The sequence below is a fragment of the Vibrio azureus genome (genome assembly GCF_002849855.1).
GTDB classification, from domain to species: domain Bacteria; phylum Pseudomonadota; class Gammaproteobacteria; order Enterobacterales; family Vibrionaceae; genus Vibrio; species Vibrio azureus.
Genome location: NZ_CP018617.1, coordinates 690,420 through 715,422, shown reverse-complemented (window position 1 = coordinate 715,422; position 25,003 = coordinate 690,420). Strand labels below are relative to the sequence as shown.

Sequence of the window (25,003 nt, the reverse complement as noted above, 5' to 3'; positions counted from 1 at the left end):
CACTTCATAAGCTGTAATAAAGTCCCGTCCACACAATTGGAACATCATACTGCAACTAAATATATCTCTCAAAAACTATGTCTTATGGTTTCCATAGAAAATTTTCATCAACAAATTGACAAGTTTATTACAACGTAATGCACATGAAATAAGATTTAGGATTTATCCGTTTAGATTATTGCAGTACTTAAAACGAGCACTCGGAAAGCAGATCCCTAGTCTCGCTCCGCTCGCTGTTGTCAAACCTTTAAATTTAGTGGCTAATTTCATTCGGCCACTACAGTACAACCCATACTCAGATTGCACATCGCAAATCTAAAGCCAGTTATTGGTCAATCAAAACTAACGAGTCCAAAATACCCTGCCCACTGTGTATTCCTCCTTCATTTTCACTGGCGGGTTTACTGCGGATTAAGTATCCGGCATAGCCGTTATTTTCTGTCACTGGTTCACCTTGATAATGCGCGGTAAAAAGGCCCACTTCACTAACCAGGTCGCTAACTAAGGTTTGCTTGCCATCTCGGACTGCAATGGTTGGGGTGTCACGTTCATGTGGGTACAAGCGCTGCATTAACGCCCACGCATTGTATTCTTCTGGCTTTAGAGATTTCAACGTTGCGCTAATATCCTCACCAAATACGCAGTGACCCCCACCCTCTCCTTGATTTTTTAATACCCACTCTTTTTTACTCGCACTCTCATTAAACCATTCAATGCTTTCTGTCGTGATCGCCTTCATGTCTGCCAACACGCTTTTCACTAAATGAGCTTCGTCAAGCGACAGCCCCCATTGAGCATAAGTTTCGGCTGGCATTTGCGTTAGTAGCATTTGCATGGACTTACTTGTCGCTAATTGTTGACTGATGGTCGCATTCATTGCCACGTAATGCTGTTCAATATAAAGACGAGTTTGGCTTAGTGTGTGGCAACATATCTCTTCGTTCAGATCTGGCGCGCAGTAATCGGAATACTGGTAGCCTGCCCGTAAGTACACGGTATCAATAGCGCCAACACCATCAAGGATCAGACGCTGGTTATCTCCACTTGAAAGTTGAGAACTCAATTGTTCGAATGTACGTCTTACTGTACGAACGCCCAACTTATGTAATGCCACCTCCAAAAGGTGTTGGTCATACACATTGTCTTCTCCTTTTTGGACGATCATTAAGAACGTTGGCTTTTGATCAGGATTTTTGTTTTTGTCAGAATCTGCAAAATAGGCTTGAACCTTTTTTGCTGCTGTTGCGATGCCTAGGGCTAATTGTTCCAACCCTTGATTATCGGCAGGCGTTGCTGAGTCATCTTCTAGCCACTCTCGGTAAACCTCGTTCCATTGGTTTTCTACAAAACGATGCAGCTCGAAAGCACGTTGACCGAAAGGACCCATTCCCGCCGCTATGCCATTAAATTCAATCACTTTTGCCCCGTATTGGCGGTCATCCATAAAATCTGTTCTCATTAATAACAGCGGCTGACGAGCAGGTTGCTTAGGGGCGGCTGAATCTCCATGAGCTTGTAGGTGCAATTCCATCAAGCGACCGAAGAACGGGTCGGCTTTCGCCATCTCACTCAATGAGGTTTGCAGAAAACGATGATCTTCAGAAACGTTGCTCACCAGTTTAGCAATCAAGGGGGTAACCTTACGTAGGTGGTCATACGCTGAACGTTCCATTGTCATCGGCGCAATACTGAATGGGACATGCCTTGCGGTATTGTCAGCCTGACGAAAAGCCACGCCGTGCATGATTTCCCACTCAAGAATATCTTCAATCACTTGCTCAGATACAAATTGTCTCTTATCAGTATCAAGAAAATCGATATGTATAGCCTGCTCTTTCATAAAGTTAATACTCGTCATATTTTGAATCACTTATGCTGCGCTTACGGACATTAAGCCAAGCGTGCTGTTCTGAGTGTCGTTTTGTTTTTGTGTTTTTTGACTTATATTCCATGTCCGCGAAAATGGTGGCGGACTCTAACCTGCTGCTGGAATGATAGATTCTAACCTGCCACTAGTCTAACCAAACCGTCATCCTGAACAGTGAGGAACGAGCGTGATTCAGGATCTACCTACAGGGTGTGGAAAGTTAATGTGCTGTTGATGAAGGTCGAGCACTCGGAAAGCAGATCCCTAGTCTCGCTCCGCTCGCTGGGATGACGAGCTCTGACCTGCTAATGGAATGGCAGATTCTAACTTGTCACTGAAATAACGATACCATCATCATAGTAGTAATGAAGAACACATTACTTTTCCCCCCTCAAGATACCAACTAAATCGAATCGATTGGCATTTTAGGCACTTCACCAGCTTTTATTTAAAAATGAACTAACTAATCGTTCTTTATATTAGAAAATATGCCAATTTCTTTTATATCACTTATTTATATCTATTCTTCATGTATAATGACTAAGGTATTACTAATTGGATTCAGCGTTAATATGTTACTATTTAAAAATCATCGTAGACCTACTCTCTCTTTGAACATAAAGTTTCACACATCATAAAATCAGGTACGTTAACAATCATATAACCTGAAATGCATACTATTAATATTATAATATTTAAAAAGCTAAATTTACACTTTTATTCATTATTCGATTAAAAGTGAAATTCTTATTCTATCCCCAAGTAACGTTAAGACTCTGTGTTCATATAGACGAGCTTAACTATCAGACACAACAACAGATTTTAGGTTTAGTGATTCAACATTAAGCATCGTTAACAAAATTTTGGAGCTAATTTATTGCGTCAGACAACGTGGGTATAAAAATTGAAGGAAGCACAACACCTTTCTAAGAAATCAGAAAACGCATTCAGCACATGTGGAGATGATAATGTCAGATAAACATATTTTACACTTGAAAAATGTTTACAAAGGTTACGAAGGTAAAACTATTTTACGTGATATAAACCTTGCTATTTCTGAAGGTGAATTCTGTTCAGTAGTTGGACCTTCAGGGTGTGGTAAAAGCACTCTGTTACGCTTGATATTAGGTCAAGAGCAACCAGATTCTGGTACTATTCTCCTGCAAAATAAGTTAATTGGTAGCCCAGATCCTCGACGTGGTGTTGTTTATCAAAAGTACAGTTTATTCCCTCATATGACTGTTCTTCAAAACGTCATGCTCGGCCCCAGTTATCTCGGGATTAGCGGCAATAAATCCGCTTCAAGAAAAGAAATTGAAGAAGAAGCGATGTATTATCTAAAGCGTGTACGCTTAGAAAATGCAGCGCACAAATATCCTCATGAGTTGAGCGGTGGTATGCAGCAACGTGCAGCTATCGCACAAACTCTAATAGTACATCCCAAAATATTACTTATGGATGAACCATTTGGGGCACTAGACCCTGACACTCGAGAACAATTACAAGTTTTCTTATTGGAATTATGGGAATCATTAGGATTAACAATTTTATTTATTACTCATAGTCTTGAAGAGGCATGTTTTGTTGGCTCAAGACTGCTCGCTTTGAGCCAGTATTACAACAGCGGCGTTGAGCAACCTCGACATGGCGCAACAATAGTTGAAGATCATCCATTAACTCGAGTCGCTCAGTCTACTGAAATTAAACAAAACCCACACTTCCAAGAATTGATTACTTCGGTTAAATCACGTGCTTTTGACCCTAGCCTTCTTCAGCATATCCATGATTTTAATCTTAAGCACGTAGACAGTTTTCGCACTAATTTAATTTGAATAAGCCAGCAATCAGTAATTAAGGATTATTTTCGATGAAAAAGTCTTTCTTAGCATGTTTACTTACTATGCCTTTAATGGCCCAAGCAGTGACATATGTAAATGTAAAGCCGATAGAAGCTCGTAAGTTACCGTCTCCACGCAACCTTGTATCAGGGCCATATAAATTACCTCTAATAACATGGGGGGGTGATATCGCAACAATTGCAGCTAACGGTACGGATGACATTACACAAAAAGGCTCTCTCTTTGGGAAAAGTGGACTAGCTTATAAGTTATATCGTGAAGATATATTCCAAAAACAGTTAGAACAATATATTTCAGGCAAGACACCTTTCTTACGTGGCTCAATGTCAATGATAAACATGGCGGCTTCAGCGGTTAAAGGGGATAATAATTTAACTCCTGTTGTTTTCTATCAATTAACCTGGTCGAGCGGTGGAGATGCTCTAGTAGTAAAAAATAATATCAAACGTGCAAGTGACCTGTGTAAAAAAACCATCGCAATCAATATGGATGGCCCTCACTTAAACTACGCTTATCGAATTCTAAATGACGCAGGTTGTAAGATAAGCCAAAACACGTTTGTTTGGACGAAAGACTTATCAGGTACTGACGAAACGCCATTAGAAGCTTTGAGACAGTCGAATGTCGATGCTGCATTTATGATAATTCCAGACGCTCTTGCCGCTACTTCTGGCGGTGGTGTTGGAGATGGTTCTGAAGACAGTATTCGCGGTACTTCTATCTTACTTTCCACCAAAACTGCGAACCGAGTCATCGCGGATGTATACGCAGTGCGCAATGACTACTACCAGTCAAATAAAGCCGAGATAGAAAAGCTGGCACTCGGGTTGGCTAAATCACAAGAAAATCTAGCCTCAATGAAGGCAAGTTCGAGTGAATATACAAAACTGATGCGTACATCAGCAGAGTTACTTCTTGATACACCTGAAGCCTCAGAAGATGCAGCAGGCTTGTTGCAAGATGCCACAGCCGTTGGAATTGACGGCAATATTAGTTTCTTCAACGATGCTAATAACTTTCGTAACTTTGACCAAGTTGTTACTGAGTCAGCCAACGCTATCAAGCAACTTGGAATGGTTAAGACAACAGGCACAGTACTTAAAGCTGATTTGAACTACGGAATGCTTGCTAACGGTGTAACGACTAGAACAAGTAATAAAAACGCCTTTAATTCTAACCAAGTTGCTAAAGTCGTTGAAAGAAAACAAAAAATGGGCAATTTAGATGATAGCACCGTGTTTGAATTCGAAATTTTCTTCAAACCAAACCAAAACGATTTTAATGAATCCTTATATCAGGATCAGTTCAAACGTGTAACGCAACTCGCTCAGACATACGCTGGTGCAGTAATTACAGTTGAAGGTCACTCAGACCCAATGGGCTACCTTCGTAAGAAGAAAAGTGGTGAAGGTATCTTTATTCTAAATCAGGTAAAGCAATCCGCTAAAAATCTGTCAATGACGCGAGCGCAGCAAGTTCGTGATTCAATTGTGAAATATGGCTCAACAAATAATATTTCTTTGGACCAAAGCCAGTTTTCAGTCATTGGCCATGGCATTTCAAACCCTAAAACAGGCATCTGTGGTTCAGACCCATGCGCCCCAAAAACAGAACAAGAATGGTTAAGCAATATGCGTGTCGTTTTCCGAATTCTTCAGATTGAAGCTGAAGAAAGTGCATTCTTGCCGTTATAACCATGGAGCAAAACATGAAAAGAATACGTTGTTCTTTAGCTTTACTCTCTCTAGTTATCTTGGCTGGTTGCGATCAAGAAAAAGTACTTGCTGATAATGATAACGAAAAAACTCATCAGTTTCTGATTTCAGGGCTCACGCCAAAACAAAGTTATGCACTACGTGGTGCAGATCAATCTTGGCCTGGAACCGATGATAAAAAACTCATTCTCTCCAAAGAAAAAGAAACGTCAAACTACTACGTCATTTTCGACAGCTCTGGCTCTATGGATGAAAGGGGCTGTGGCAACGGTGAACGACGTATTGATGTGGCCAAAAGAGCTATCGGTAACTTCTTTGATGCTTTACCAAAAAATAGCAATGTGGGTTTGATACTTTTCGATGAAAAAGGAGCACGAGACGTTGTTCCACTGAAAAAAAATGACCCTCTCATTTTGAAAGCGGTTACTAATAATGCAGTGGCAGGTGGTGGAACGCCACTGGGTCTCACTTTAGGTTATGCAAGTGAAAAATTACAAGAGCAAGGGCAAAAGCAGCAAGGCTATGGTGAGTATAACATTGTCGTGTTAACGGATGGTCAGGCTGGCGATGAAGAAAAGATGATTAAAGTGGTTAATGACATCATCGCTAATACACCTATTAATATCCACACGATTGGATTCTGTCTTGGTGAACACCATGCATTGAATAAAAGCGGTATTATAAATTATCAGCCTGCATCTAACGCCACTGAACTGGTAGAAGGTCTAAAAAGTGTTTTAGCAGAATCGTCCAGTTTCAAAGATGACTCTTTTCAGTAGCAATGAACGATAAGTAGTATTGATAAGGAATAACTATGAATAAAGGCATTGCGGTCGTCGTTTTGGTATTTGGTATGGTTGGCCTCTTTCTGTTTAAGAGCTTTTCAGATGATCGTTCAGAAGCGCATACTGTGGCAACATCAGACGCACAATCAATCCATGATACAGTACGAATTGGCGTTGATAGTTGGGTAGGCTACTACCCTCTATGTAGTAGAAACTTTAAGGCTAATCTTCGCAACGATGGTATACGTTCTGTTTGTGACAATAACCCTAGCCTTGAAGAACGTTTCGAACAACTCAAGAAAGGTGAAATTGATTTTGCCGTATCGAGTATAGATGCCTATTTAGCCTTGGGTAAAAAGGTTCAATACCCCGGTACTATCGTCGCTATTATCGATGAATCTAAGGGTGGCGATGCCCTGCTTGCATGGGGTGACTCTGTATCATCGATCGATGACCTAAAAAATCATTCATCATTACGAGTAGCACTCGCTACAGATAGCCCAAGTGAACAGTTAGTTCGTTCTCTAGCCGTACACTTTGATGTCTCAACATTCAAGCGTCGTGGTGACTGGTTAATTGCAACAAACAGTGCAGAGGAAGCGGCAGAAAAACTAAAAAATCATGAAGTAGATGCTGCTGTAGTCTGGGAACCATATGTTACGAAAAGCCTAGGTGTTGAAGGAATTAAGAAAATTCTAGGTACTGAAGATACAGAGCACCTCATTGTAGATGTTTTATTGGTTAATCGAGATTTTGCAAAAAATAAACCTGAAATCGTACACTCTGTACTTGAAAAGTATTTTGATGCATTAAAGTTCTACAAAAACTCGCCTGATAGTTTGGTTCGTGAATTACAAAAATCGACAGGTCTTGATAAGCCTGATGTTCAAGCGATGCTGAAAGGCGTTAAGTGGATTGATTTGTATTCTAATATCTATGACTGGTTTTCTACTTTAGATACTGTTTCTGGGAATGAATACCTAGTCAGCGTAATTGAAAACGACCTAGATATTTTAAGATCAACAGGTGTTTTAAAACAAAATCCTTTGCCTGATGAGAATCCATATCTGATAACACAAAGTTCATTTATCGATGAACTATTCAGAAAAAAAACAGGGGGTTCTCACACAGAACAGCCTCACTCAAACATGGCGATAAAGTTTAACAAACTTACTGATGAGCAGTGGGCCGATTTACATGAAGTGGGAACTCTAAAGGTACGTAACATTCATTTTAGTCGTTCAAGTTCAGCGTTATCACTTGAAGCCAAACGCATGTTAGACGAGGCTGCAAAAGACTTAGCTCACTATCCTAATTTTAGAATTTCAGTCAAAGGTCATACTGGTATTTTGGGAGATCCTAAAGCTAATAAGGCACTAAGCCAAGATCGAGCTGATGCCGTTGTTCGTTACTTGACTATTACTCATGGGATAGAAGAAGAACGAATAAGAGCAATTGGTATTGGTGCTGATGAGCCTCTTTCACGTAAGCCAAACGAAAGCCATCGAGCTTACAAATACCGACTACCAAGAGTTGAGTTAATCTTAAAAGCTGGAACGCTTTAATTATGGCTGGATCAAAAACAATTCAATTATCTGAAGTGGAATTAAATACGAGGTTAGTTAAGGAAACCTTTAATCACCCTATCACTCTATCTACAGCTGTAATCGGGTTGCTTAGCGGTACCGCTGCTACTTTGTTTACCACTTCTGACCTTTTCATGGCAATCGTAGGGGTGTCTTGTTGCTCTATTGTCGGTTGTATTGGCTTTATTGTGAACCGCAATGTAATTGGCAAGCACAAAGCAATGCTTGAAATTATTGAGCAGGTCAGAACAGAAACACGGTCCAAACGTGAACATATAAGTGAATCTATCAAAACTGAGCTTAGTGAATTCGATAAAAAAAATGCTCTTCATCAACTAAATCAGCTCCAAGAAAAGTTTGAATCATTCAATAGAGTGTTAAACCTTCAATTTGATAATGATGAGATGACCCATGGGCGCTATCTAACTACAGCCGAGCAACTCTATTTGGGTGCTGTCGATAACCTACGTTGCTATATGGTTTTATGCCACAGCATCAGTGCTATTGATATCAAGAACATAAATAAGCGACTTGGTATTGATATGCTTCCAACTGAGACCAAAAAAGCATTATCCCAACGTTTGGCAATCTACAAAAATACCACAAAAGAAATGGATGACATTCTCATAGCAAATGAGCAAGTGATGACAAAAATCGATGAAGTAACGAGCAGCTTAGGGTCAATTCAAACACGTGAAGGACTTGGCGAAGTTCGACTTAATACGGCAATGCAAGAAATTCAAATACTAATCAGCCGTACTAAAAAGTATGACTTATCAGATAAATAGGAAATAAATAATGCAGACAGCGACTATGGAATCAGTTGTAAATGAAAAAGCAATTGTTCTTCCAACTATTAGCGATGTTGAAAAGCAACTACCTTCAACTCCAATGGTTGATGATATTGCTGAAGATGTAAAAAACAATGCAGAGCAATGGATTGAAAATGTTTTTTCAATTGGTTCTCGTGATCTTGATTCTCAACTGGACGTGGCTAAGAGTGTTAAGTCCCTTGGTAGCGATATTGAACTTCGACTCACCGAACAATCCAAGCTTCTTCAAGGGCCACTTAGTGAACTCATGTCTGATTCCGAAAATGGCAGTGATGTGGCGAACCAACTTCTTAAAATGGAAGATACTGCTCGTAGTATTGACCCTAATGGATTCGATTTCACGAATGTCTCAGGTCTTCGTCGCTTCCTCTCATCACTTGGTCTACCAAGCCCTTTGCAAACTTGGATTGCTAAGTACCAATCTACCGATGCCATCCTTAAAAGCATCATCACAGGTCTTGAGCAAGGCAAAACTAAGCTTGAACGAGACAATCTGACCTTGAAAGATGATCAAGTCTCATACCGAAAAATGCTTTTTAAGTTAGATGACTATATCACGTTCGCTGAATACATAGATAAACAAGTTGAGGAACGTCTTGAAGGTGTAACCAACGACGATCAAAAACGATTTCTGAAAGATGAAGTCCACTTCCCTATCCGTCAACGCCTGCAAGACCTAGTGACATCAAAAGGGATTTACCAACAAGCATGGGTTGTCTCTGAAGTTTTGATAAAAACAAACGAAGAACTCGTTCGTGGTGTTGATCGCGCTATTAAACACACTATGGTCGCATTAGGTATCGCGGCAAGTTTAGCCATTGCACTTGCTCGACAAAAAAAGATCCTTACTGCTGTGCAATCGACAAAAGAACTCACTGAAAAGATGATCATAGACGTTGCCGATAAATTAGAAAGTCAGGGGATAGAAATCCTTTCACTTGCCTCAGAGCCTTACATCCAAGTGGAAGTAATGAAGGTGGCATTCACTAAAAGTTTAAATGCTCTTGATAATGTTAGCAAATACCGCAGTGAAGCTTTAGATACGATGAAAACCGGTTGTTCTGACCTGAAATTTATCACCACAGAGATGGATAAGAATATTGCGCGCATTGAACATGGCCATCATGCTCGTGAACAATTCAACATCATTCTCAAGTAACAGAAGCGATTAAACAAAGCAAAAATAAATCTATTTTAAGGAAATAAATAATGAATAATTTGAAACGCATTTTTACTTTAGGCTCTATTGCCGCTTCAATGGCATTCACATCAATGGCTGTCAGTGCTACTGAGCACTATAAAGTAGCTTGGTCTCACTACACGGGCTGGGAACCATATGCACTTCTCGAGTCTACTGGAATTCTAAAAAAGTGGGAGAAGAAGTACGATGTCGATATCGATATTACTCTCGTTAATGACTACGTAGAATCTATAAACTTATACACCAGTGGTGAATTTGATGCATGTGCTATGGCAAACATGGATGCGTTAACCATCCCGGCTACTGGTGGTGTTGACTCATCAGCAATTATCATGGGTGACTATTCAAATGGAAATGACGGCATTGTAATCAAGAATGGTGACTCTATCGCAGATCTAAAAGGTCGTGATGTAAATCTTGTTGAACTATCCGTATCTCAATACCTTCTGACTCGAGCTCTACAGATGAACGGCATGTCAGAACGTGACTTGGGTTCTGTTGTAAATACGTCAGATGCTGATATCGCTTCTTTATTCATTTCTAACCCTAATGCTGCTGCTGTAACGTGGAACCCACCATTGCAAACAATACGCAATGACAAAGGCGCTAAGCTGATCTTTGACTCATCAGAAATTCCTCAAGAGATTATGGATCTCCTTATCGTTCGTACCGATGCAAGTGAGAACTTTAAAAAGGCAATGACAGGAGCATGGTATGAATTAATGGGCCGATTAAATGCTCGAGGAAAAGATGCTGATGCTCTCATTGCTGAGATGGCAGCTAATGCCGGTGGTACTGAGGCCGAGTTCCGTGCACAACTCAAAACCACTTTTATGTATTTCAATCCAGCAGATGCGGCAAAAGTATTTGAGGGAGAGAAAGCTATTGAAACAATGAATTACATCCGTCAATTTAGCTTTGATAATGGTTTATTTGGAATGAACGCTTCTAATGTTGACTTCATTGGGATTCAATTTCCAGGTAATAAAGTGCTCGGTGATAAGAAAAACGTGAAGCTACGTTTCGACCCGACTTTTATGCAAATGGCTGCAAAAAACGAACTTTAACTTTATACAAATATTACCGTCATGTATATATGTGACGGTTTTTCTGAGGTATTATAATTAATGACACGCCCGCAATTATTTAGACTTCATGCTCAACCATCAAAAAGAATGAACATTTTTTTAATGATTATTCCTTTTGTCTTGTTAATTGCTCTCTACTTTGTGGCTTCTTACTATCGGCACTTATCTAATGAAAGTGATAAATTACTTCCAACACTTTCACAGATGATCGATGCATTCATACGTATGGCCTTTATCCAAGATCGCCGAACTGGTGATTATCTCTTACTGACTGATACACTCCATTCTCTATACCGAATCTTTACTGGTGTTTTTCTTGCTTCTATCACAGCTTTGATGGTGGGATTAAATATGGGACTATACAAAGGGTTTAAAGCTCTTACTGGTCCTCTAGTGACATTTATCGCGATGATCCCACCGCTGTCTATTCTACCTATCATCTTCATCACATTTGGTGTTGGTGACTTTGGTAAAGTTATGCTGATTTTCATTGGCACCGCCCCCATAATAGCTCGAGATATTTCTCTATATGTATCCTCTATCCAAAGGGAGACGATTATCAAAGCTCAAACATTGGGAGCAAAAGACTTAGCCATCACATACCGTATTATCATGCCCATGGTTATTCCCAAGCTGATTGATTCTATTCGATTAAGCCTCGGGAGTGCGTGGCTCTTTGTAATCGCAGCAGAAGGTATTTCTTCTACAAGCGGTCTTGGCTATCGTATCTTTTTAATGAGACGTTACATGAATATGGAAGTGATCATCCCTTATGTGATATTAATCACTTTACTTGGTGTGAGCATGGATTGGGCTTTACGCTATTTCGTTAAAAAACGTTATAACTGGTACTTCGCAATTAATAATTCATAGTTAATTTACAATGCGACATATACATGTGCCATGCCTATGATTTAAAAAGATTAAATACCCATATGAGATTATAACGAAACAGAAAATAATAGCCTTTATTTTGCTTATTAACAATATGACTTCTAGATTACTGACCGTTATTACAATATATCTTTATAAAGACCAAGCACATGGCAGCAACTACCTAATCCTGCTCCTCTCGCTGGGATGACGTGATCTAAATGACAGGCTCTAACCTGCTACTGGAATGACAGATTCTAACCTGCCACTAGACTAACCATATCGTCATCCTGAACAGTGAGGAACGAGCGTGATTCAGGATCTACCTACAGGGTGTGGAAAGTTAATGTGCTGTTGATGAAGGTCGAGCACTCGGAAAGCAGATTCCTAGTCTCGCTCCGCTCGCTGGGATGACGGGCTCTGACCTGCTACTGGAATGGCAGAACATAATCTGTCACTTGAATAACAGATTCTAACCTACAACTAGTCTAATCATATCGTCATCCTAAACAGTGAGGAATAAACGTGATTCAAGATCTATCTACAGGGTGTGGAGAGTTAAGGTTCTGTTGAGTAAATTCGAGCACTTGGCAAGTAGATCCCTAGTCTCGCTTCGCTCGCTGGGATGACGGGCTCATCTTATACATGAGGTATGTGCTCTGGACTATCCCCATCACCTAACTCAATACCATGAAAGAGTCACGTTACTGCTGGGGGGGGATCAGAATGACAAGTACAGGTTGTTTAGCGAAGTTCGTGGGGAGATATATCTAAAATTTGCCATCTTTTTAGGGTTAACTAACTCATTCTTCACAGTCCCCTCCACTAAGTTAGCAAAACAGACATCAGATATGATTAGAATTGTAAAGATTAAGTACTTCAATGCATCTTCCATATAAAAGTATAAGAATGCCATAATACGGCTTTAATTTTACATAGGCTATCAGTGCCCTTTATTAAAACCACCATCAGTGTTGACTGAAATATTCCGAGAAACGAGAGATAAAGAGGCAACCGAATGGCCGCCTCATTATCATAAGCAGTTTTAATACTAGGTTAGCTCTAAGAATTTACTTTACTTAGTACGTAGTCATTTATATTGAAGTCTTGCGGTTTAGCACTAAAGTCTCTCTTTGCTACGTCAAGAACTTCTGTTCCAGAATGATATCCACCACCAACTAAAAACGAATATGCAGCAACATTTACACTTTCTTTGTCATAGCTAGGCAACATAAATTCAGACGCTAAGTTTATACAAACTGTACTTCCAGAAATCGAAGCGATTAATGGTTTATCAGATTCAAACGTTCTCTTAACAAATGGGGAGGCTACTTTTATACCTTTGTCTTTATCTATTTCATTCATTATTTTTGTTCGGAAGAACAGCCTATCTTTGCCCATGCTCTCTCCACCATCTAAATCCCTTTTCAAAGTGAGAGGTAAAGATTCATAGTCTTTTTTATCCATGATCCCGATGTCAGTCCTGTTCTTTTCAGTTTTTCCTTCGATTGCACTGGTTCTACCACGAATACCAGCCTCAAGGGTGCCAGGACCAGGTTGACCATTAGAGATACGTTTTCCAAACAGGTTTGAATCCTCATACTTTACCAAGATATTTTTAATATCATTGTTATTATGTTCTTTTAAGAATTCATATTTGCTTTCATCTTTTGTTGCGTGGTCGATCATGAAAGCACCAAGAGATCTAACGATAAGTATCTTTTGAAGAAAAGTAGATGTATTATCTGAGTCAGATTTAAGAATTTTTATAACATCGTCCTTGTCTTTTACATGGGCTTTTCCGAATTGCCCTTCCTTAGACACAGATTTAACTATCTCACTAACTAAAAACTGGTGTTCTTTATTTGAATCAACAGATAATTTTTCGAGCATATCAGCCATATTCTTCGAGACTGCATTAATTCCACTCGAAAACTTTTCTGGGTTTTTTAAGATAGTGGCACTCGCTACACTTTCTTGTAAAGATGAAAATCTATTGTTGAATTGGGTGTCATGATTTATCGCTAAAGAGTTATCATCTCTAACTGGGCGGCCCTCAGAGCTAAAGCTGCTGATTGTATGAGCTTTTGAATTAACAGGACCAGCTTTCATTTTTAATACGTCATTGGAAGTTGTACCTTCTCCCAAAAAATCAGCAAGTGAAAGCATGACTGGAGGCTGAGCATTCGCAAGGGACTTTACTGGTAAAGTCGTCTCTTTCCCCGCTGTTGTTCTGCGTTCATTAGCCGTTATTGGAGTTGTTATATGAATTGAGTTCGCTCTTGTAAGCATAAATGTCACCTATCAAAACTGAGTGCAAGAATATGAATTCACTCTAATCTATTCTTTGATTTTCTTTAACTGAATTAAAAAGAATCAACCTGACAACTGTTGAATAAAATTTCGTACTTTAGATGCTATACCCAGATAACCTCATGGTGCTTGGTATTTTCAAAATTTATAGGTCTTCGTAGACTTGATCTCATTGCCCACATGGCAACACCAGACTACAGCGCTTTTTTCCTCAGTACTTCATAGCGAACTAGACTAATACACACTCATCTAAGCATATCGCTACCGCATATTTCACGTTTTTTCATCACAAATAACATGAGAAACACAGTGTGCTTGATTAAGAGTGCGAGCGAACATACTTTTTCACCTTTTTCACCTTTTTCATCGCCATTTTTTGTTTGAGAGGCGATAAATAATCTATGAATAAGTTGCCCGACAAATGATCGATTTCGTGTTGCATTACGATGGCAAGAAAATCATCGCTCTCAATGGTTATTGGCTTACCTTCTCGATCTAAAGCATTCACAACAACAGAGGTGAAGCGCTCCACATCGGCATAATAATCAGGGACAGATAAGCAGCCTTCTTGACCTAGTGCTTTGTTTGAGCCGCTCACCACTTCAGGATTGACTAAAATTAGTGGCTCATTTCGATTTTCTGAAAGGTCGATAACAACAACAGCCTCCTTACGGCCGACTTGGGTTGATGCTAAGCCAATACCATTGTCAGTTGAGTATAGTGTCGCCAACATATCATCAATTAATGTTTGTATCGTTGAAACATCCTGAACCTTCTCCGCTTTAACCTTAAGCCTAGGATCTGGTGCGGTAAGAATGTCTAAAACTGCCATAACTCGTCTCTCTATTTTTATTGTCTAAGTTCTTAAGCGCTGTATTTAGTGAGATCAAAATGAGGCAACACAATGGTCGCCTCGAAAATAACGCCTTTTGTAATATACCCAAGTGACTTCAAGATGCTTGATTCAGAGCGGGGTCACTGAGTCGAATTCAAGGAAGACAACGAAGCGGAATAGCCGGCTCTTTCCAAGTTGTCTGACGCAAGAAGTCGGCTCAGTGACACGCTCCCAAAGGGCGAGTGACCTTAACTCTCAGACTTTGTTAACGATTCTCAATGTAGAGCCACTATATCTTCGAATCGTTGCCGCGCCTGAGAATTAAGGTCATCTCGCTGAACGCAGCATCTTGAGGTTACTTGGGTATAGCTATAAAGCGGCAGTCATTATTTCTTAATTGAAAAATCGTGAAAGCCCTGCCCTGAGTGTTTCTGATAGTTAGCCATAAACTCATCCCCACCTTCGAGAGCCAACAACTGTACTGCAAGGATTATGACGACTACACCTGCCATATTAGATTCTCTTAATACCCTTCCTTCTAGTACATATCATCGTTTCGAAGGTCTGACACACCCTTTGCCCTCTTTACACATACTCTCAAGCCAGCTTCGAGCGTCCTCATCTCCTTGCCCAGCAGCCTTTCTATACCAATAAGCTGCTTGTTGATCATCTTGAGGTACGCCAATACCATCTTGGTACAAATAACCTAGATTTTTTTGAGCATATAGGTATCCCTTCTCAGCCGCTTTTCTGAACCAAGTTGCTGCTTGTATTGCATCTTTAGCAGCCCCTTTCCCTTCTACATACATCGTTCCTAGGCTGTTTTGAGCACCTAGATGCCCTTGTTTGGCAGCCTTTGTTAACCAAGACAAAGCTATCTTTTCGTCTTTAGGTACGCCTTCGCCATCTGCGTACATGCTACCTAGGTTATATTGAGCTTCAGCGTCCCCTTTTTCTGCAAAGGTCAAATACTCATTCGCTTGCTTTCTAAGGTTCCTTTCATTTGGGTCTTCGCATCCAGTCATGCTCAGTACAGCTAATAGTAAAATTAAAATTCGCATATCTATCTTATATAACTTGCTTAGTTCTTTATCTTAATTATTATGGCTATCCCGATTTAAAAGGAATAAACCCGTTAATATTTTATAATTATACCAAGTTATTATTTATCAATGTCACTAAAAGCATATGCGGAATAACTGTTTTTCAATATTAGGCTCTAATATTTTATATCGTAACTAATTTGCTTACTGGCGCTCTTTAGTGACACACCAACTTTATTGAACGCTTTCTGGATTACAGTTGAGACATGCTGATGACCTTCTCCCTTGAAAAAGTTTGCTCTGTATTGATCGGTTTCGAACACACAAATAATTTTTAAACTCTGTGGAAAGCTAGTAAATTTAACTGTATGAGTCACCCAAAGAAAACCGTCATAATCTTTCAATGTATCTTCACAGACTTCGGTTAACACACCTATGATGAGGTTTTCGACCTTTTTATCTGATTTACGCATGAAGGCACTTTCCTGTTTGTAATGGATGAATATTAATTATCACTTATGATCTATTACCGCCTGAAGAAACACAAGCCATTTTAGCACCTTTGCGTGAGAAGCCGAACAAGAGTAAAGCCGCGTATTGGTTTAAAATACGGGCTCGATTAATACATATTGAAGCTAAAAAATTGAATTACTGCTTGTACTGAAAGGACTCAATTAGGTCTGCCTGTAGGTATTGCCTCTAAACGCTCTTCTAGAGCTTCTTTCAATAAATCAGAAGCTTTCTTTCCTGTGCGATGCCCTGTCAATAGGAGACTGTAACAAGGCAAGCCCAAGGTTTATAATCGCTTGCTTAGTCCCACCGATGCTGTCGAATATTGGCAGTCCAACTGAATGAAAGACCACGTTCAACCGCCAAGTATATTCCATCCTACCGATAAAGGAGTATTATCTACTAAGGTAGTCTTTAGGAGTGTTCAAAGATTTTGAAGAGTCCATTTTCCTATAGACAGTATCTTATTTATTGAATATTGACGTTGAGAATCACCAAACGACAAATAATTGCCTAGTTAAACTGTTTCTTCTCTCTCCACGATGCAGGAGCTTTTTTATCTAAATGTCGGTCAGATTTTAATTTGAATTTATTACAAATAAATCTTCGACCGTCTTTCTTGATGATCATGCCTACAGAGTAAACTGTATTATCACTGATACACTCCGTCATACGATCAAACTCAATCGGAGCATGATAATTTTCTATTTTTTGTTTAATGACATTGCCTGCATTAACTTGAAAAGCCGCAAGACAGCCGAATAGTAATACCTTTTTCAAAAATAATTCCTGATAATATATTTATTTAAATTCATACAAAATGCGAATCTAAATAATGTATCCCTCACAGAGCATAGTGTCAACAACTCAATGAATTTAAAGTGATTTTCACCAAAATCATGTAAAGTAATAATATAAATATCAATTGAGTAATGATGAATAGATGTTGCACTCTCTTTTGAATGTCATGTATAGGCTGATGATAAAAACCTTTGAACCATACGCACAGTGGTTACGTAAGAATTGCTACAATCACACTCTTATCGGTACTTTCCATGTTTTCTTTTTTAAAATCGAACCCCACCCAAAAATTAAAAAACAGCACTCAATGCTTTTGGAACAGGCCATGCAGGCACAACGCAGAGGCGACATTAGGACCTACTCCCGCCTTACAGCAGAAGCCGAAGAGATTTACACTAAAATAAAGAATCTCAGCTCTGAGTGAACCTGTAAAAGATTCAAATAGCCTTTTGCATAATTAGCCGCCTATTGACTGCTTCTCTCAGTCGTCTATGCAGAATAGAATATACCCAAGTGCCTTAAGCCCCTGGGTATTTCCTTTATTCCATCGTTTTTTGGAAAGTGGGTAAATATGACAAGTTCTTTAACCAATTCACTTTTGATTCATCATAGATGTTTACATCTGGTTTTAACCTCTCAACGAACTCGATATCGAGACTGCCCAGATGTAAAATATTTAACCCTGCATATTTAGGGTTAGAGTTAAATATCGGTGTACCGCATGTACTACAAAAGGGTTATACCCAAGTAACCTCAAGATGCTGCGTTCAGCGAGATGACCTTAGCTCTCAGGCACGGCAACGATTCGAAGATATAGTGGCTCTACATTGAGAATCGTTAACAAAGTCTGAGAGTTAAGGTCACTCGCCCTTTGGGAGCGTGTCACTGAGCCGACTTCTTGAGGTCACTTGGGTATATGTGCATTCTCTGACACATCAAAAAATGACAAGCTACCGCTCGTCAATTTAAAGTCAGACTCCAATACCACAACATAGGTTGAAAACGCTGAGCCATTCATTTTTCGGCATAAATTACAGTGACAATTGACGATACGCTTAACATCACCGTCTACCTTAAACTGTACGTTCCCACAATTACAGTTTCCTAAAAACATAATATTCCTAACCTACAACGCTACAAATGCATGATTCTCAATTATTCAGAAAAGATTCAACCCGAAGATATCTTTGACATCAAAAAGGACTTTCTCTGTTTTATCTCTAGCGATTTGGCTTCCGTTAACTAAAATATCAATCAGTTGAGCTTTATCGTTGATAAACTCTGCTCTTCTCTCTCTTATCGGCTTGAGCATCTCTTGTAAACACTCTTCCAGTACCTTTTTTGTTATGCCATCACCAAGGCCTCCTTTTTGATAATGTTGTTTGAGTTGACGAATATAGCTTACATCCGGGTGAAAGGCGTCAAGATAGGTAAATACAACATTTCCTTCGAGATTGCCGGGATCTTCAACTCTTAGGTGATTAGGGTCGGTATACATTGATTTGACAGCGACCGAGATCTCTTTTTCAGAAGCGCCAAGATTAATCGCGTTACCCATCGACTTAGACATCTTATTTTTGCCATCTGTACTCGGTAATCGTGACGCAGCACTTAATAAAGGTTTACATGGAGTCAACACAAGACGTCCTGCTAGTGAGTTAATTTTTCTTACTATTTCGTTCGTTTGTTCGATCATAGGTAGCTGGTCATCCCCTACTGGGATTAAAGTTGCGTTAAACCCAGTTATATCAGCAGCTTGAGATATAGGATAAGTAAGAAAACCTGCTGGGAGTGAACGTTCAAATCCTTTGTTTTGAATTTCACTTTTTACTGTCGGATTTCGCTCTAGACGACTGATGGTCACAAGATTGCTGTAATACATGGTCAACTCAGCGAGGGCTGGCAATTGTGATTGAAGACAGATCGTTGTTTTATTTGGATCAATACCAACAGCTAGATAATCCGCGACAACATTTAGAATATTGGACGATACTTTTTTTGGGTTATAGGCATTATCAGTGAGGCCTTGCATATCGGCAACGAGGATCGTTTGCTCATGGTTTTCTTGTAAAGCAACGCGCTGCTTTAAAGAGCCGATATAGTGGCCTAAGTGCAGCGGGCCTGTCGCTCTATCACCAGTTAAAATGATTTCTGGTTTATGAGTATTTTGCTTCGTTTTCACAGGTATATCTCCTAGTTAAATTAGATCACTACTGGAGATACAAAACAAATATCGTCTTAGCTACCTTCCAGCAGCTTAAGAACGTAAGAATTCCGTGCCGCTCTAATGAGAGCGCCACCAAGACAATAATGATGTAGGCTTTGAAGTATATTTCATTTAAGCAATCTAACAATCATCTTTTTGAAATTCAACAGAAAATCCAAAAAACAATATAAAACAGTAACTTTTTGAGTCAACCATTCCTCTCTCAGCAACAAAACTTACTGTACTCTAAGAGAGGAGAAAATATTGATATCTGGTTCTTTAAGTTTAGTCAGACCATCATATTATTTATTCAACAAGCGGGTAGACACCATCTTCGTCATGGATTTCTTTTCCAGTGATTGGTGGACTAAACACGCATGCCATGACCATATCTTTTCCTTTGTATGCACGAAGATAATGCTCGTCGTGTTGATCTAGGATGTATAACGTACCAGGCTTAATCGGATAGGTTTGTCCGCCAACTACCTTAACCTCTCCTTTTCCACTCATGCAGTAAACCGATTCTAAATGATTCTGATAGTGAATATGAGTCTCTGTATTTTCAAAGATAGTCGTAATATGGAATGAAAAACCCATATTGTCATCTCTAAGCAACATCCGAACACTTTCCCAAGTATCTGTGGAAACTTTGCGTTCACTGTCTCGGCACTCTTCTAACGTTCGAACAATCATGTCTTTCCCTTATTATGATACTTTTTTAAATTGTTGTTGTATGACGGCTTCTACTGATTGTTTAAATATAGCTAAGCCTTGTTGAAGTTCAGTTTCATTAATGGTCAGTGGAGCGAAAAACTTGATAATTTCATCGTCTGGTCCAGCAGTTTCAATGATTAAACCATTATCAAAGCACACTTTAGCTATCGCGCACGCTAATCGACCATTGCGACATTCAATACCTAGCATCATGCCGCGGCCTTTTTGTTTAATGAATAAATCAGGGTGACGATCCAAATTAAAGGTGATTGTTTCCGAAATCAAAGCAGAGCAGTTTGAGATATGCTCCTCGAATACTGCATTATCTGACCAATAAATGTCGAGTGCTTTTGCCGCCGTAATAAAGGCGTGATTATTGCCACGAAAAGTCCCGTTATGCTCCCCGGGTTTCCAGATATCCAGTTCTGGCTTCAATAATACAATGGCCATTGGTAGGCCATATCCACTAATGGACTTTGATAAAGTCACTATATCTGGCTTAATTTCGGCTCCTTCAAAACTAAAAAAGGTGCCAGTACGACCACATCCTGCTTGAATATCATCGACAATCAGTAGGATATCATTATGTTGACAAATATCACTCAAGCGTTTTAGCCATGTATTTGAAGCAACATTTAATCCCCCCTCTCCTTGCACCACTTCAACTAATACTGCTGCAGGTTTATCCATACCGGAGGAATTGTCGTTGAGCATGGTTTCAAATAACTTGAGGCCATCAATATCGGCATAGTTTTCGAAAGGCAATCTCATAACATCATTTAAACTAACACAGGCACCTTGTCGATGATGCTGATTGCCTGTAGCAGCTAAAGCTCCCATCGTGCACCCATGGAAACCATTGGTAAAAGCAACAATTGTACTGCGTCCTTTTACCTTTCGAGCAAGCTTAAGTGCAGCTTCAACTGCGTTAGTTCCGGTCGGTCCAGTAAACTGCACTTTGTAATCAAGGGCTCTTGGCTTAAGTATATTTTTTTGAAAAGCTTTTAGAAAATCACCTTTAGATCGCGAATGCATATCAAGCCCGTGCGTCACCCCATCCGTTGCAATATAGTCGAGTAATGCTTGCTTCAAAATCGGGTGGTTATGCCCATAATTCAGTGAACCTGCTCCTGCAAGAAAGTCGAGATACTTCTCACCTGCTTCAGTCTCAAGCCAGCACCCTTTTGCTTTGGTAAAAACAACGGGGAAACTATTACAGTAAGATCGTACTTGTGATTCTCTTTGATTAAAAATATCCATGGTTAGTTTATTTACCTATTTTATAGCTGCTTTAAGAGGGATTCGATATAGATACTCGGTTTCGTGCTTACCTTTGAAGTGTGTTTCTCGGTCGAGGAATATCGAGATGCATCCTCTTTCCCCATGCTGAACATCAATCTTCTTAAATAAAGCCCAAGAAGCTTTATTGTCTTCTGTTATCGTTGTTTCAATCGCTTCCACACCTTGCATCCCCTGCCTTGATAATAAAGAGCGAAGCATCTGATAGGCTAGGCCTTTCGTACGATGACTTGGAGAGACAGCCACTTGCCACACGAAAAATGTTTTTGGATCTTCTGGCTTTAAATAGCCTGAAACAAAGCCACTGATCTCTCCCTGATATCGGGCAATAAGACTAGTGTGGCGAAAGTGGGTAGATTGCAAGAAGTTACAGTAGGCAGAGTTAGTATCTAGTGGAGGGCACTGGGCAATTAGATGGAATATGTCCACACCATCATCCGCACTGGGTTCACTGAACGAGCCATATTGGCCAGATTTTTCATCCATTTCGGGGAAAGACACCCAAGGCGCTGAAACGATTATAGGAATATGCATTTACTTTGTACTCTAAACAAATGTACTGTCTATTATCGCTCAAACATTAAGCTCTATAGCAAGGCATGCCCTTCAAATGGCGTAATAAATGCGACTGACAACTCAATTAAGCTCTTATCACAACATTTAGCTTTAATTAGATCTCTAATGGTTTTTTGTACAAAGTGAGCTTGTAAAGAGAAGATCTCATTGAGTAAAATATTTTATAGGACAGAGGCACTGGCTAAATTTCAACCATTCACGATATCAAAGCTTGGCTTTGTGAGATCAAATAAGTCAGTTTAGAAGATGTTTTACTGGGTACAAACTCGATCAGTTCGTATGTGATATGTTATGAAAAATAAATGGAAATGCCGTTGCTCAAAAAACAGGTTCAACATTTGACTTGTATAAAAATGGCCTGTGAAGCATGTACCCAAGTGACCTCAAGATTCTGGATTAAGGACGTGGTTACTTGGGTATAATTAAACCGTTTTCAAAACAAATGTCGTTATCGAACTCAAATAACGAATTAGCTAAAAGATGATTTTAACACTGATTCAAAATTATCGACGGCGGTGGTTAAAACGAGCTCTATCATTGCGTTGCTTCGATGAACGTTCTTTGTGTGCAGAAGCTGCTTTCGCTTGTGATGCAAGAATGGATTCTACCGTTAACTCCATTGGCTCACGTGGTTCTAGCCCATGACGAAAAGTTCGTGCACGTGGTGGAAGGTTGTATTCGTACTCTGACGCTTTAGGCATACGCTTGAAGCGGTAAAGATAAAAGTTCTCTACTCGCTCACGGGCCCATTCTGTTTTCTTGAGGTATTTGACACTACTCGCAATCGTCGGCTTAGTGTTAAAACAATTCATGCGCATCGCGGTATCCAGTATCTCCCAACCGTAGTGGTCGACTAGCTGCTTGAGCATGTCCTCTAACTTAAGACCGTGCAATGGATTATTTTGTTGCAACTCGATTCGTTCTTCATCGGTCATGAATTCATGGCTCATGATCGGCTCCTTAATTTATAAGTGGCGAATGTTGTGTTCACCACTTCATCTGTTTAAGTTCATGTCACTCTATTATAACGAATAACATGCTACTCTTTTTTAGAAGAGCAAGTTTTCCCTAAAGTTATGATGTTTATTAACAAAACTACTTGATTACACAGCACCCGATGCTTTTTGCTGATGTGCCATATATTCTTCAAATGTACCTTGAAAACTCACCAAATTTTTGTCTTTTATATCAATAATTGAAGTCGCGAGCGACGAAACAAATTCACGATCATGGCTGACGAAGATCAAAGTTCCAGTATAAACTTTTAACGCACTATTTAAGGCTTCAATGGCTTCCATATCCATATGGTTAGTTGGCTCGTCCATGATGAGTACATTAATGTCTTGCATCATGAGCTTACCAAAGAGCAGGCGGTTTTTCTCTCCGCCAGAGCAATTTTTGGCTTTTTTATTCGCATCATCAGCCGTAAACAACAAGCGCCCAAGAATTCCTCTCACTACAAGATCGTTATGCTTAACTGTTCGCCATTGAGATATCCACTCAAAGATAGTAAGGTCATTATCAAAGTCTGCACTGCTGTCTTGAGGACAATAACCAATCGATGCATTGTCTGACCACTTTACAATACCCTGAGTTTGGTCGATCTCATTGACTAAGCAACGTAAGAATGTTGTTTTACCAACGCCGTTCTCACCAATGATAGCAAGACGCGTACCGGCTTCTAGCAATAAATTGCCTTTTTCAAACAAATGTTCATCACCAAATGAGTGACCTAGGTCTTGTAGCTCTAATGCTAAACGATGTAATTTTTTACCTTCACCGAAATCAATTGATGGTGTGACACGGCTACTTGCTTTTACTTCGTCGAGTTGAATTTTATCCATCTTCTTAGCACGAGAACTGGCTTGTTTGGCTTTTGATGCATTCGCACCAAAGCGGTTTACGAAATCCTGTAGTTCATTAATTTCGGCTGTTTTCTTAGCGTTTGAAGCCAGAAGTTGCTCACGACGCAGACCCGACGCCTCAAGAAAATATTCATAGTTACCTGGATAGATGCGTAGCTCACCATAATCAATATCTGCCATATGGGTACATACTGAATTTAAGAAATGGCGATCGTGTGAAATGATGAGCATCGTACACTTTCGTTGATTCAGTTCACCGGCTAGCCAGTTGATGGTATGAATATCCAAGTTGTTGGTTGGCTCATCAAGTAATAACACATCTGGGTTAGAAAAAAGAGCCTGAGCTAAAAGCACACGCAATTTCCAACCAGGAGCAACTTGCTGCATTAAACCAAAATGCAGTTCTTCTTCAATACCAGCTTGTAATAATATATCACCTGCACGACTTTCTGCAGTGTACCCATCCATCTCTGCAAATTCGCTTTCAAGCTCAGCGACTTTCATACCGTCTTCTTCACTCATTTCTGGTAATGAGTAGATACGGTCACGCTCTTGCTTAACTTCCCACAGTTTTCGATCACCCATAATCACAGCGTCAATGACGCTAAATTGTTCAAACGCGAACTGATCTTGGCTTAAGACACCCAGTTTTAACCCTGGAGTCATCGAAACATTACCGGAACTTGGCGTTAGAGCTCCGCTTAAAATTTTCATGAATGTAGATTTACCACAGCCATTCGCACCGATAAGTCCATAACGGTTGCCATTGCCAAATTTAGCTGAAATATTTTCGAATAGTGGTTCAGCACCAAATTGCATGGTGATATTATTTGTACTTAAGATAGCAACATCCTCGAAGTAAACTTCTTTTAATAACAATCTCTTAATCTACTCTCGAGGTAATGTTAAAAAAGGTCATATTGAATAGAACTGCTATTCTATCTGATTAACTCATAAGGTGATATAGATCACATTAATATAACGAGCATTTTTTGAAAAAAGATTCAAATTAGCTATGAGAGTGAGTGTAGCTA

The 25,003-nt window shown here is 39.6% G+C and carries 22 protein-coding genes and 2 pseudogenes; 9 read left to right on the top strand and 15 right to left on the bottom strand.

All coding sequences use genetic code 11. The features are described 5' to 3' along the window. Positions 1-325: 325 nt before the first annotated feature. Entirely contained in the window at positions 326-1,840 is a 1,515-nt protein-coding gene (locus BS333_RS16875) for a glutathione synthetase (protein ID WP_021710632.1), read from the bottom strand. Between the two features lie 995 nt (positions 1,841-2,835). Here BS333_RS16875 and BS333_RS16870 point away from each other — a divergent pair. The 8 genes from BS333_RS16870 to BS333_RS16835 are packed head-to-tail and all read left to right on the top strand — an operon-like array spanning position 2,836 to position 11,807. Continuing rightward, positions 2,836-3,699 carry an ABC transporter ATP-binding protein gene (locus BS333_RS16870; RefSeq protein ID WP_021710631.1) on the top strand — a complete coding sequence of 288 codons (864 nt, stop codon included), beginning with the start codon at positions 2,836-2,838 and terminating at the stop codon, positions 3,697-3,699. 35 nt (positions 3,700-3,734) lie between these two features. Beyond that, positions 3,735-5,420 carry an OmpA family protein gene (locus BS333_RS16865; RefSeq protein WP_021710630.1) on the top strand — a complete coding sequence of 562 codons (1,686 nt, stop codon included), beginning with the start codon at positions 3,735-3,737 and terminating at the stop codon, positions 5,418-5,420. Between the two features lie 14 nt (positions 5,421-5,434). Further along, positions 5,435-6,220: a vWA domain-containing protein gene (locus BS333_RS16860; protein WP_021710629.1), complete on the top strand. Its 786-nt coding sequence runs from the start codon at positions 5,435-5,437 to the stop codon at positions 6,218-6,220. Between the two features lie 35 nt (positions 6,221-6,255). Further along, the gene (locus BS333_RS16855) at positions 6,256-7,791 is read left to right on the top strand and encodes a phosphate ABC transporter substrate-binding/OmpA family protein (protein WP_021710628.1); all 1,536 of its coding nucleotides are present in this window, start codon (positions 6,256-6,258) and stop codon (positions 7,789-7,791) included. Positions 7,792-7,793: 2 nt separating this feature from the next. Then, positions 7,794-8,600: a hypothetical protein gene (locus BS333_RS16850; RefSeq protein WP_021710627.1), complete on the top strand. Its 807-nt coding sequence runs from the start codon at positions 7,794-7,796 to the stop codon at positions 8,598-8,600. A gap of 10 nt (positions 8,601-8,610) precedes the next feature. Next, on the top strand, positions 8,611-9,804 hold the full coding sequence (locus BS333_RS16845; RefSeq protein ID WP_021710626.1) for a toxic anion resistance protein: 1,194 nt from the start codon (positions 8,611-8,613) through the stop codon (positions 9,802-9,804). Positions 9,805-9,854: 50 nt separating this feature from the next. After that, positions 9,855-10,913 (top strand): putative urea ABC transporter substrate-binding protein, encoded by a 1,059-nt coding sequence (locus BS333_RS16840; RefSeq protein ID WP_021710625.1) that lies wholly within the window; start codon positions 9,855-9,857, stop codon positions 10,911-10,913. Positions 10,914-10,973: 60 nt separating this feature from the next. After that, positions 10,974-11,807, top strand: a complete 834-nt coding sequence (locus BS333_RS16835; protein ID WP_021710624.1) for an ABC transporter permease — start codon at positions 10,974-10,976, stop codon at positions 11,805-11,807. A gap of 1,062 nt (positions 11,808-12,869) precedes the next feature. Here the strand turns inward: BS333_RS16835 and BS333_RS16830 are convergent. From BS333_RS16830 to BS333_RS16800, 7 genes and pseudogenes are all read right to left on the bottom strand, one after another. After that, positions 12,870-14,099, bottom strand: a complete 1,230-nt coding sequence (locus BS333_RS16830; RefSeq protein ID WP_021710622.1) for a hypothetical protein — start codon at positions 14,097-14,099, stop codon at positions 12,870-12,872. Between the two features lie 340 nt (positions 14,100-14,439). After that, positions 14,440-14,952 (bottom strand): peptide deformylase, encoded by a 513-nt coding sequence (def, locus tag BS333_RS16825; protein ID WP_021710621.1) that lies wholly within the window; start codon positions 14,950-14,952, stop codon positions 14,440-14,442. A 389-nt stretch (positions 14,953-15,341) separates the two neighbouring features. Continuing rightward, the gene (locus BS333_RS22510) at positions 15,342-15,467 is read right to left on the bottom strand and encodes a hypothetical protein (RefSeq protein ID WP_255209438.1); all 126 of its coding nucleotides are present in this window, start codon (positions 15,465-15,467) and stop codon (positions 15,342-15,344) included. Positions 15,468-15,503: 36 nt separating this feature from the next. After that, the gene (locus tag BS333_RS16815) at positions 15,504-16,016 is read right to left on the bottom strand and encodes a tetratricopeptide repeat protein (RefSeq protein ID WP_021709872.1); all 513 of its coding nucleotides are present in this window, start codon (positions 16,014-16,016) and stop codon (positions 15,504-15,506) included. Between the two features lie 158 nt (positions 16,017-16,174). Beyond that, positions 16,175-16,471: a hypothetical protein gene (locus BS333_RS16810; RefSeq protein WP_021709871.1), complete on the bottom strand. Its 297-nt coding sequence runs from the start codon at positions 16,469-16,471 to the stop codon at positions 16,175-16,177. 197 nt (positions 16,472-16,668) lie between these two features. After that, positions 16,669-16,855 (bottom strand): annotated as a pseudogene (locus BS333_RS22345) (MBL fold metallo-hydrolase); the annotation flags it as partial. 166 nt (positions 16,856-17,021) lie between these two features. Then, positions 17,022-17,288: a hypothetical protein gene (locus tag BS333_RS16800; RefSeq protein ID WP_021709870.1), complete on the bottom strand. Its 267-nt coding sequence runs from the start codon at positions 17,286-17,288 to the stop codon at positions 17,022-17,024. A 275-nt stretch (positions 17,289-17,563) separates the two neighbouring features. Between BS333_RS16800 and BS333_RS22340 the strand changes: the two are divergent. Then, positions 17,564-17,733 (top strand): annotated as a pseudogene (locus BS333_RS22340) (DUF6435 family protein). A 480-nt stretch (positions 17,734-18,213) separates the two neighbouring features. On the opposite strand, the gene BS333_RS22505 reads toward BS333_RS22340, so the two are convergent. The 7 genes from BS333_RS22505 to BS333_RS16755 all read right to left on the bottom strand — a co-directional run bounded on the left by BS333_RS22505 (position 18,214) and on the right by BS333_RS16755 (position 24,812). After that, positions 18,214-18,423 carry a GFA family protein gene (locus BS333_RS22505; protein ID WP_021709868.1) on the bottom strand — a complete coding sequence of 70 codons (210 nt, stop codon included), beginning with the start codon at positions 18,421-18,423 and terminating at the stop codon, positions 18,214-18,216. Positions 18,424-18,468: 45 nt separating this feature from the next. Beyond that, positions 18,469-19,491: a tryptophan--tRNA ligase gene (trpS, locus tag BS333_RS16780; RefSeq protein WP_021709867.1), complete on the bottom strand. Its 1,023-nt coding sequence runs from the start codon at positions 19,489-19,491 to the stop codon at positions 18,469-18,471. Positions 19,492-19,821: 330 nt separating this feature from the next. Beyond that, positions 19,822-20,208 (bottom strand): ectoine synthase, encoded by a 387-nt coding sequence (locus tag BS333_RS16775; RefSeq protein WP_021709866.1) that lies wholly within the window; start codon positions 20,206-20,208, stop codon positions 19,822-19,824. Between the two features lie 12 nt (positions 20,209-20,220). Next, a complete protein-coding gene (ectB, locus tag BS333_RS16770; protein WP_021709865.1) occupies positions 20,221-21,489 on the bottom strand; it encodes a diaminobutyrate--2-oxoglutarate transaminase in 1,269 nt (422 codons plus the stop codon). A gap of 15 nt (positions 21,490-21,504) precedes the next feature. Beyond that, a complete protein-coding gene (ectA, locus tag BS333_RS16765; RefSeq protein ID WP_021709864.1) occupies positions 21,505-22,062 on the bottom strand; it encodes a diaminobutyrate acetyltransferase in 558 nt (185 codons plus the stop codon). A 545-nt stretch (positions 22,063-22,607) separates the two neighbouring features. Next, positions 22,608-23,039, bottom strand: coding sequence for a VF530 family protein (locus BS333_RS16760; protein ID WP_033003783.1), 432 nt, complete (start codon positions 23,037-23,039; stop codon positions 22,608-22,610). Positions 23,040-23,207: 168 nt separating this feature from the next. Beyond that, complete coding sequence (locus BS333_RS16755) at positions 23,208-24,812, bottom strand: ABC-F family ATPase (protein WP_081638550.1); 1,605 nt, start codon at positions 24,810-24,812, stop codon at positions 23,208-23,210. Positions 24,813-25,003 lie beyond the last annotated feature (191 nt).

What these genes read in the sequence shown, in the direction of transcription:
- BS333_RS16875 (WP_021710632.1), bottom strand. Translation starts at nt 1,840, where the DNA reads ATGAAAGAGCAGGCTATACATATCGATTTTCTTGATACTGATAAGAGA.
- BS333_RS16870 (WP_021710631.1), top strand. Translation starts at nt 2,836, where the DNA reads ATGTCAGATAAACATATTTTACACTTGAAAAATGTTTACAAAGGTTAC.
- BS333_RS16865 (WP_021710630.1), top strand. Translation starts at nt 3,735, where the DNA reads ATGAAAAAGTCTTTCTTAGCATGTTTACTTACTATGCCTTTAATGGCC.
- BS333_RS16860 (WP_021710629.1), top strand. Translation starts at nt 5,435, where the DNA reads ATGAAAAGAATACGTTGTTCTTTAGCTTTACTCTCTCTAGTTATCTTG.
- BS333_RS16855 (WP_021710628.1), top strand. Translation starts at nt 6,256, where the DNA reads ATGAATAAAGGCATTGCGGTCGTCGTTTTGGTATTTGGTATGGTTGGC.
- BS333_RS16850 (WP_021710627.1), top strand. Translation starts at nt 7,794, where the DNA reads ATGGCTGGATCAAAAACAATTCAATTATCTGAAGTGGAATTAAATACG.
- BS333_RS16845 (WP_021710626.1), top strand. Translation starts at nt 8,611, where the DNA reads ATGCAGACAGCGACTATGGAATCAGTTGTAAATGAAAAAGCAATTGTT.
- BS333_RS16840 (WP_021710625.1), top strand. Translation starts at nt 9,855, where the DNA reads ATGAATAATTTGAAACGCATTTTTACTTTAGGCTCTATTGCCGCTTCA.
- BS333_RS16835 (WP_021710624.1), top strand. Translation starts at nt 10,974, where the DNA reads ATGACACGCCCGCAATTATTTAGACTTCATGCTCAACCATCAAAAAGA.
- BS333_RS16830 (WP_021710622.1), bottom strand. Translation starts at nt 14,099, where the DNA reads ATGCTTACAAGAGCGAACTCAATTCATATAACAACTCCAATAACGGCT.
- def (WP_021710621.1), bottom strand. Translation starts at nt 14,952, where the DNA reads ATGGCAGTTTTAGACATTCTTACCGCACCAGATCCTAGGCTTAAGGTT.
- BS333_RS22510 (WP_255209438.1), bottom strand. Translation starts at nt 15,467, where the DNA reads ATGGCAGGTGTAGTCGTCATAATCCTTGCAGTACAGTTGTTGGCTCTC.
- BS333_RS16815 (WP_021709872.1), bottom strand. Translation starts at nt 16,016, where the DNA reads ATGCGAATTTTAATTTTACTATTAGCTGTACTGAGCATGACTGGATGC.
- BS333_RS16810 (WP_021709871.1), bottom strand. Translation starts at nt 16,471, where the DNA reads ATGCGTAAATCAGATAAAAAGGTCGAAAACCTCATCATAGGTGTGTTA.
- BS333_RS22505 (WP_021709868.1), bottom strand. Translation starts at nt 18,423, where the DNA reads ATGTTTTTAGGAAACTGTAATTGTGGGAACGTACAGTTTAAGGTAGAC.
- BS333_RS16775 (WP_021709866.1), bottom strand. Translation starts at nt 20,208, where the DNA reads ATGATTGTTCGAACGTTAGAAGAGTGCCGAGACAGTGAACGCAAAGTT.
- ectB (WP_021709865.1), bottom strand. Translation starts at nt 21,489, where the DNA reads ATGGATATTTTTAATCAAAGAGAATCACAAGTACGATCTTACTGTAAT.
- ectA (WP_021709864.1), bottom strand. Translation starts at nt 22,062, where the DNA reads ATGCATATTCCTATAATCGTTTCAGCGCCTTGGGTGTCTTTCCCCGAA.
- BS333_RS16760 (WP_033003783.1), bottom strand. Translation starts at nt 23,039, where the DNA reads ATGACCGATGAAGAACGAATCGAGTTGCAACAAAATAATCCATTGCAC.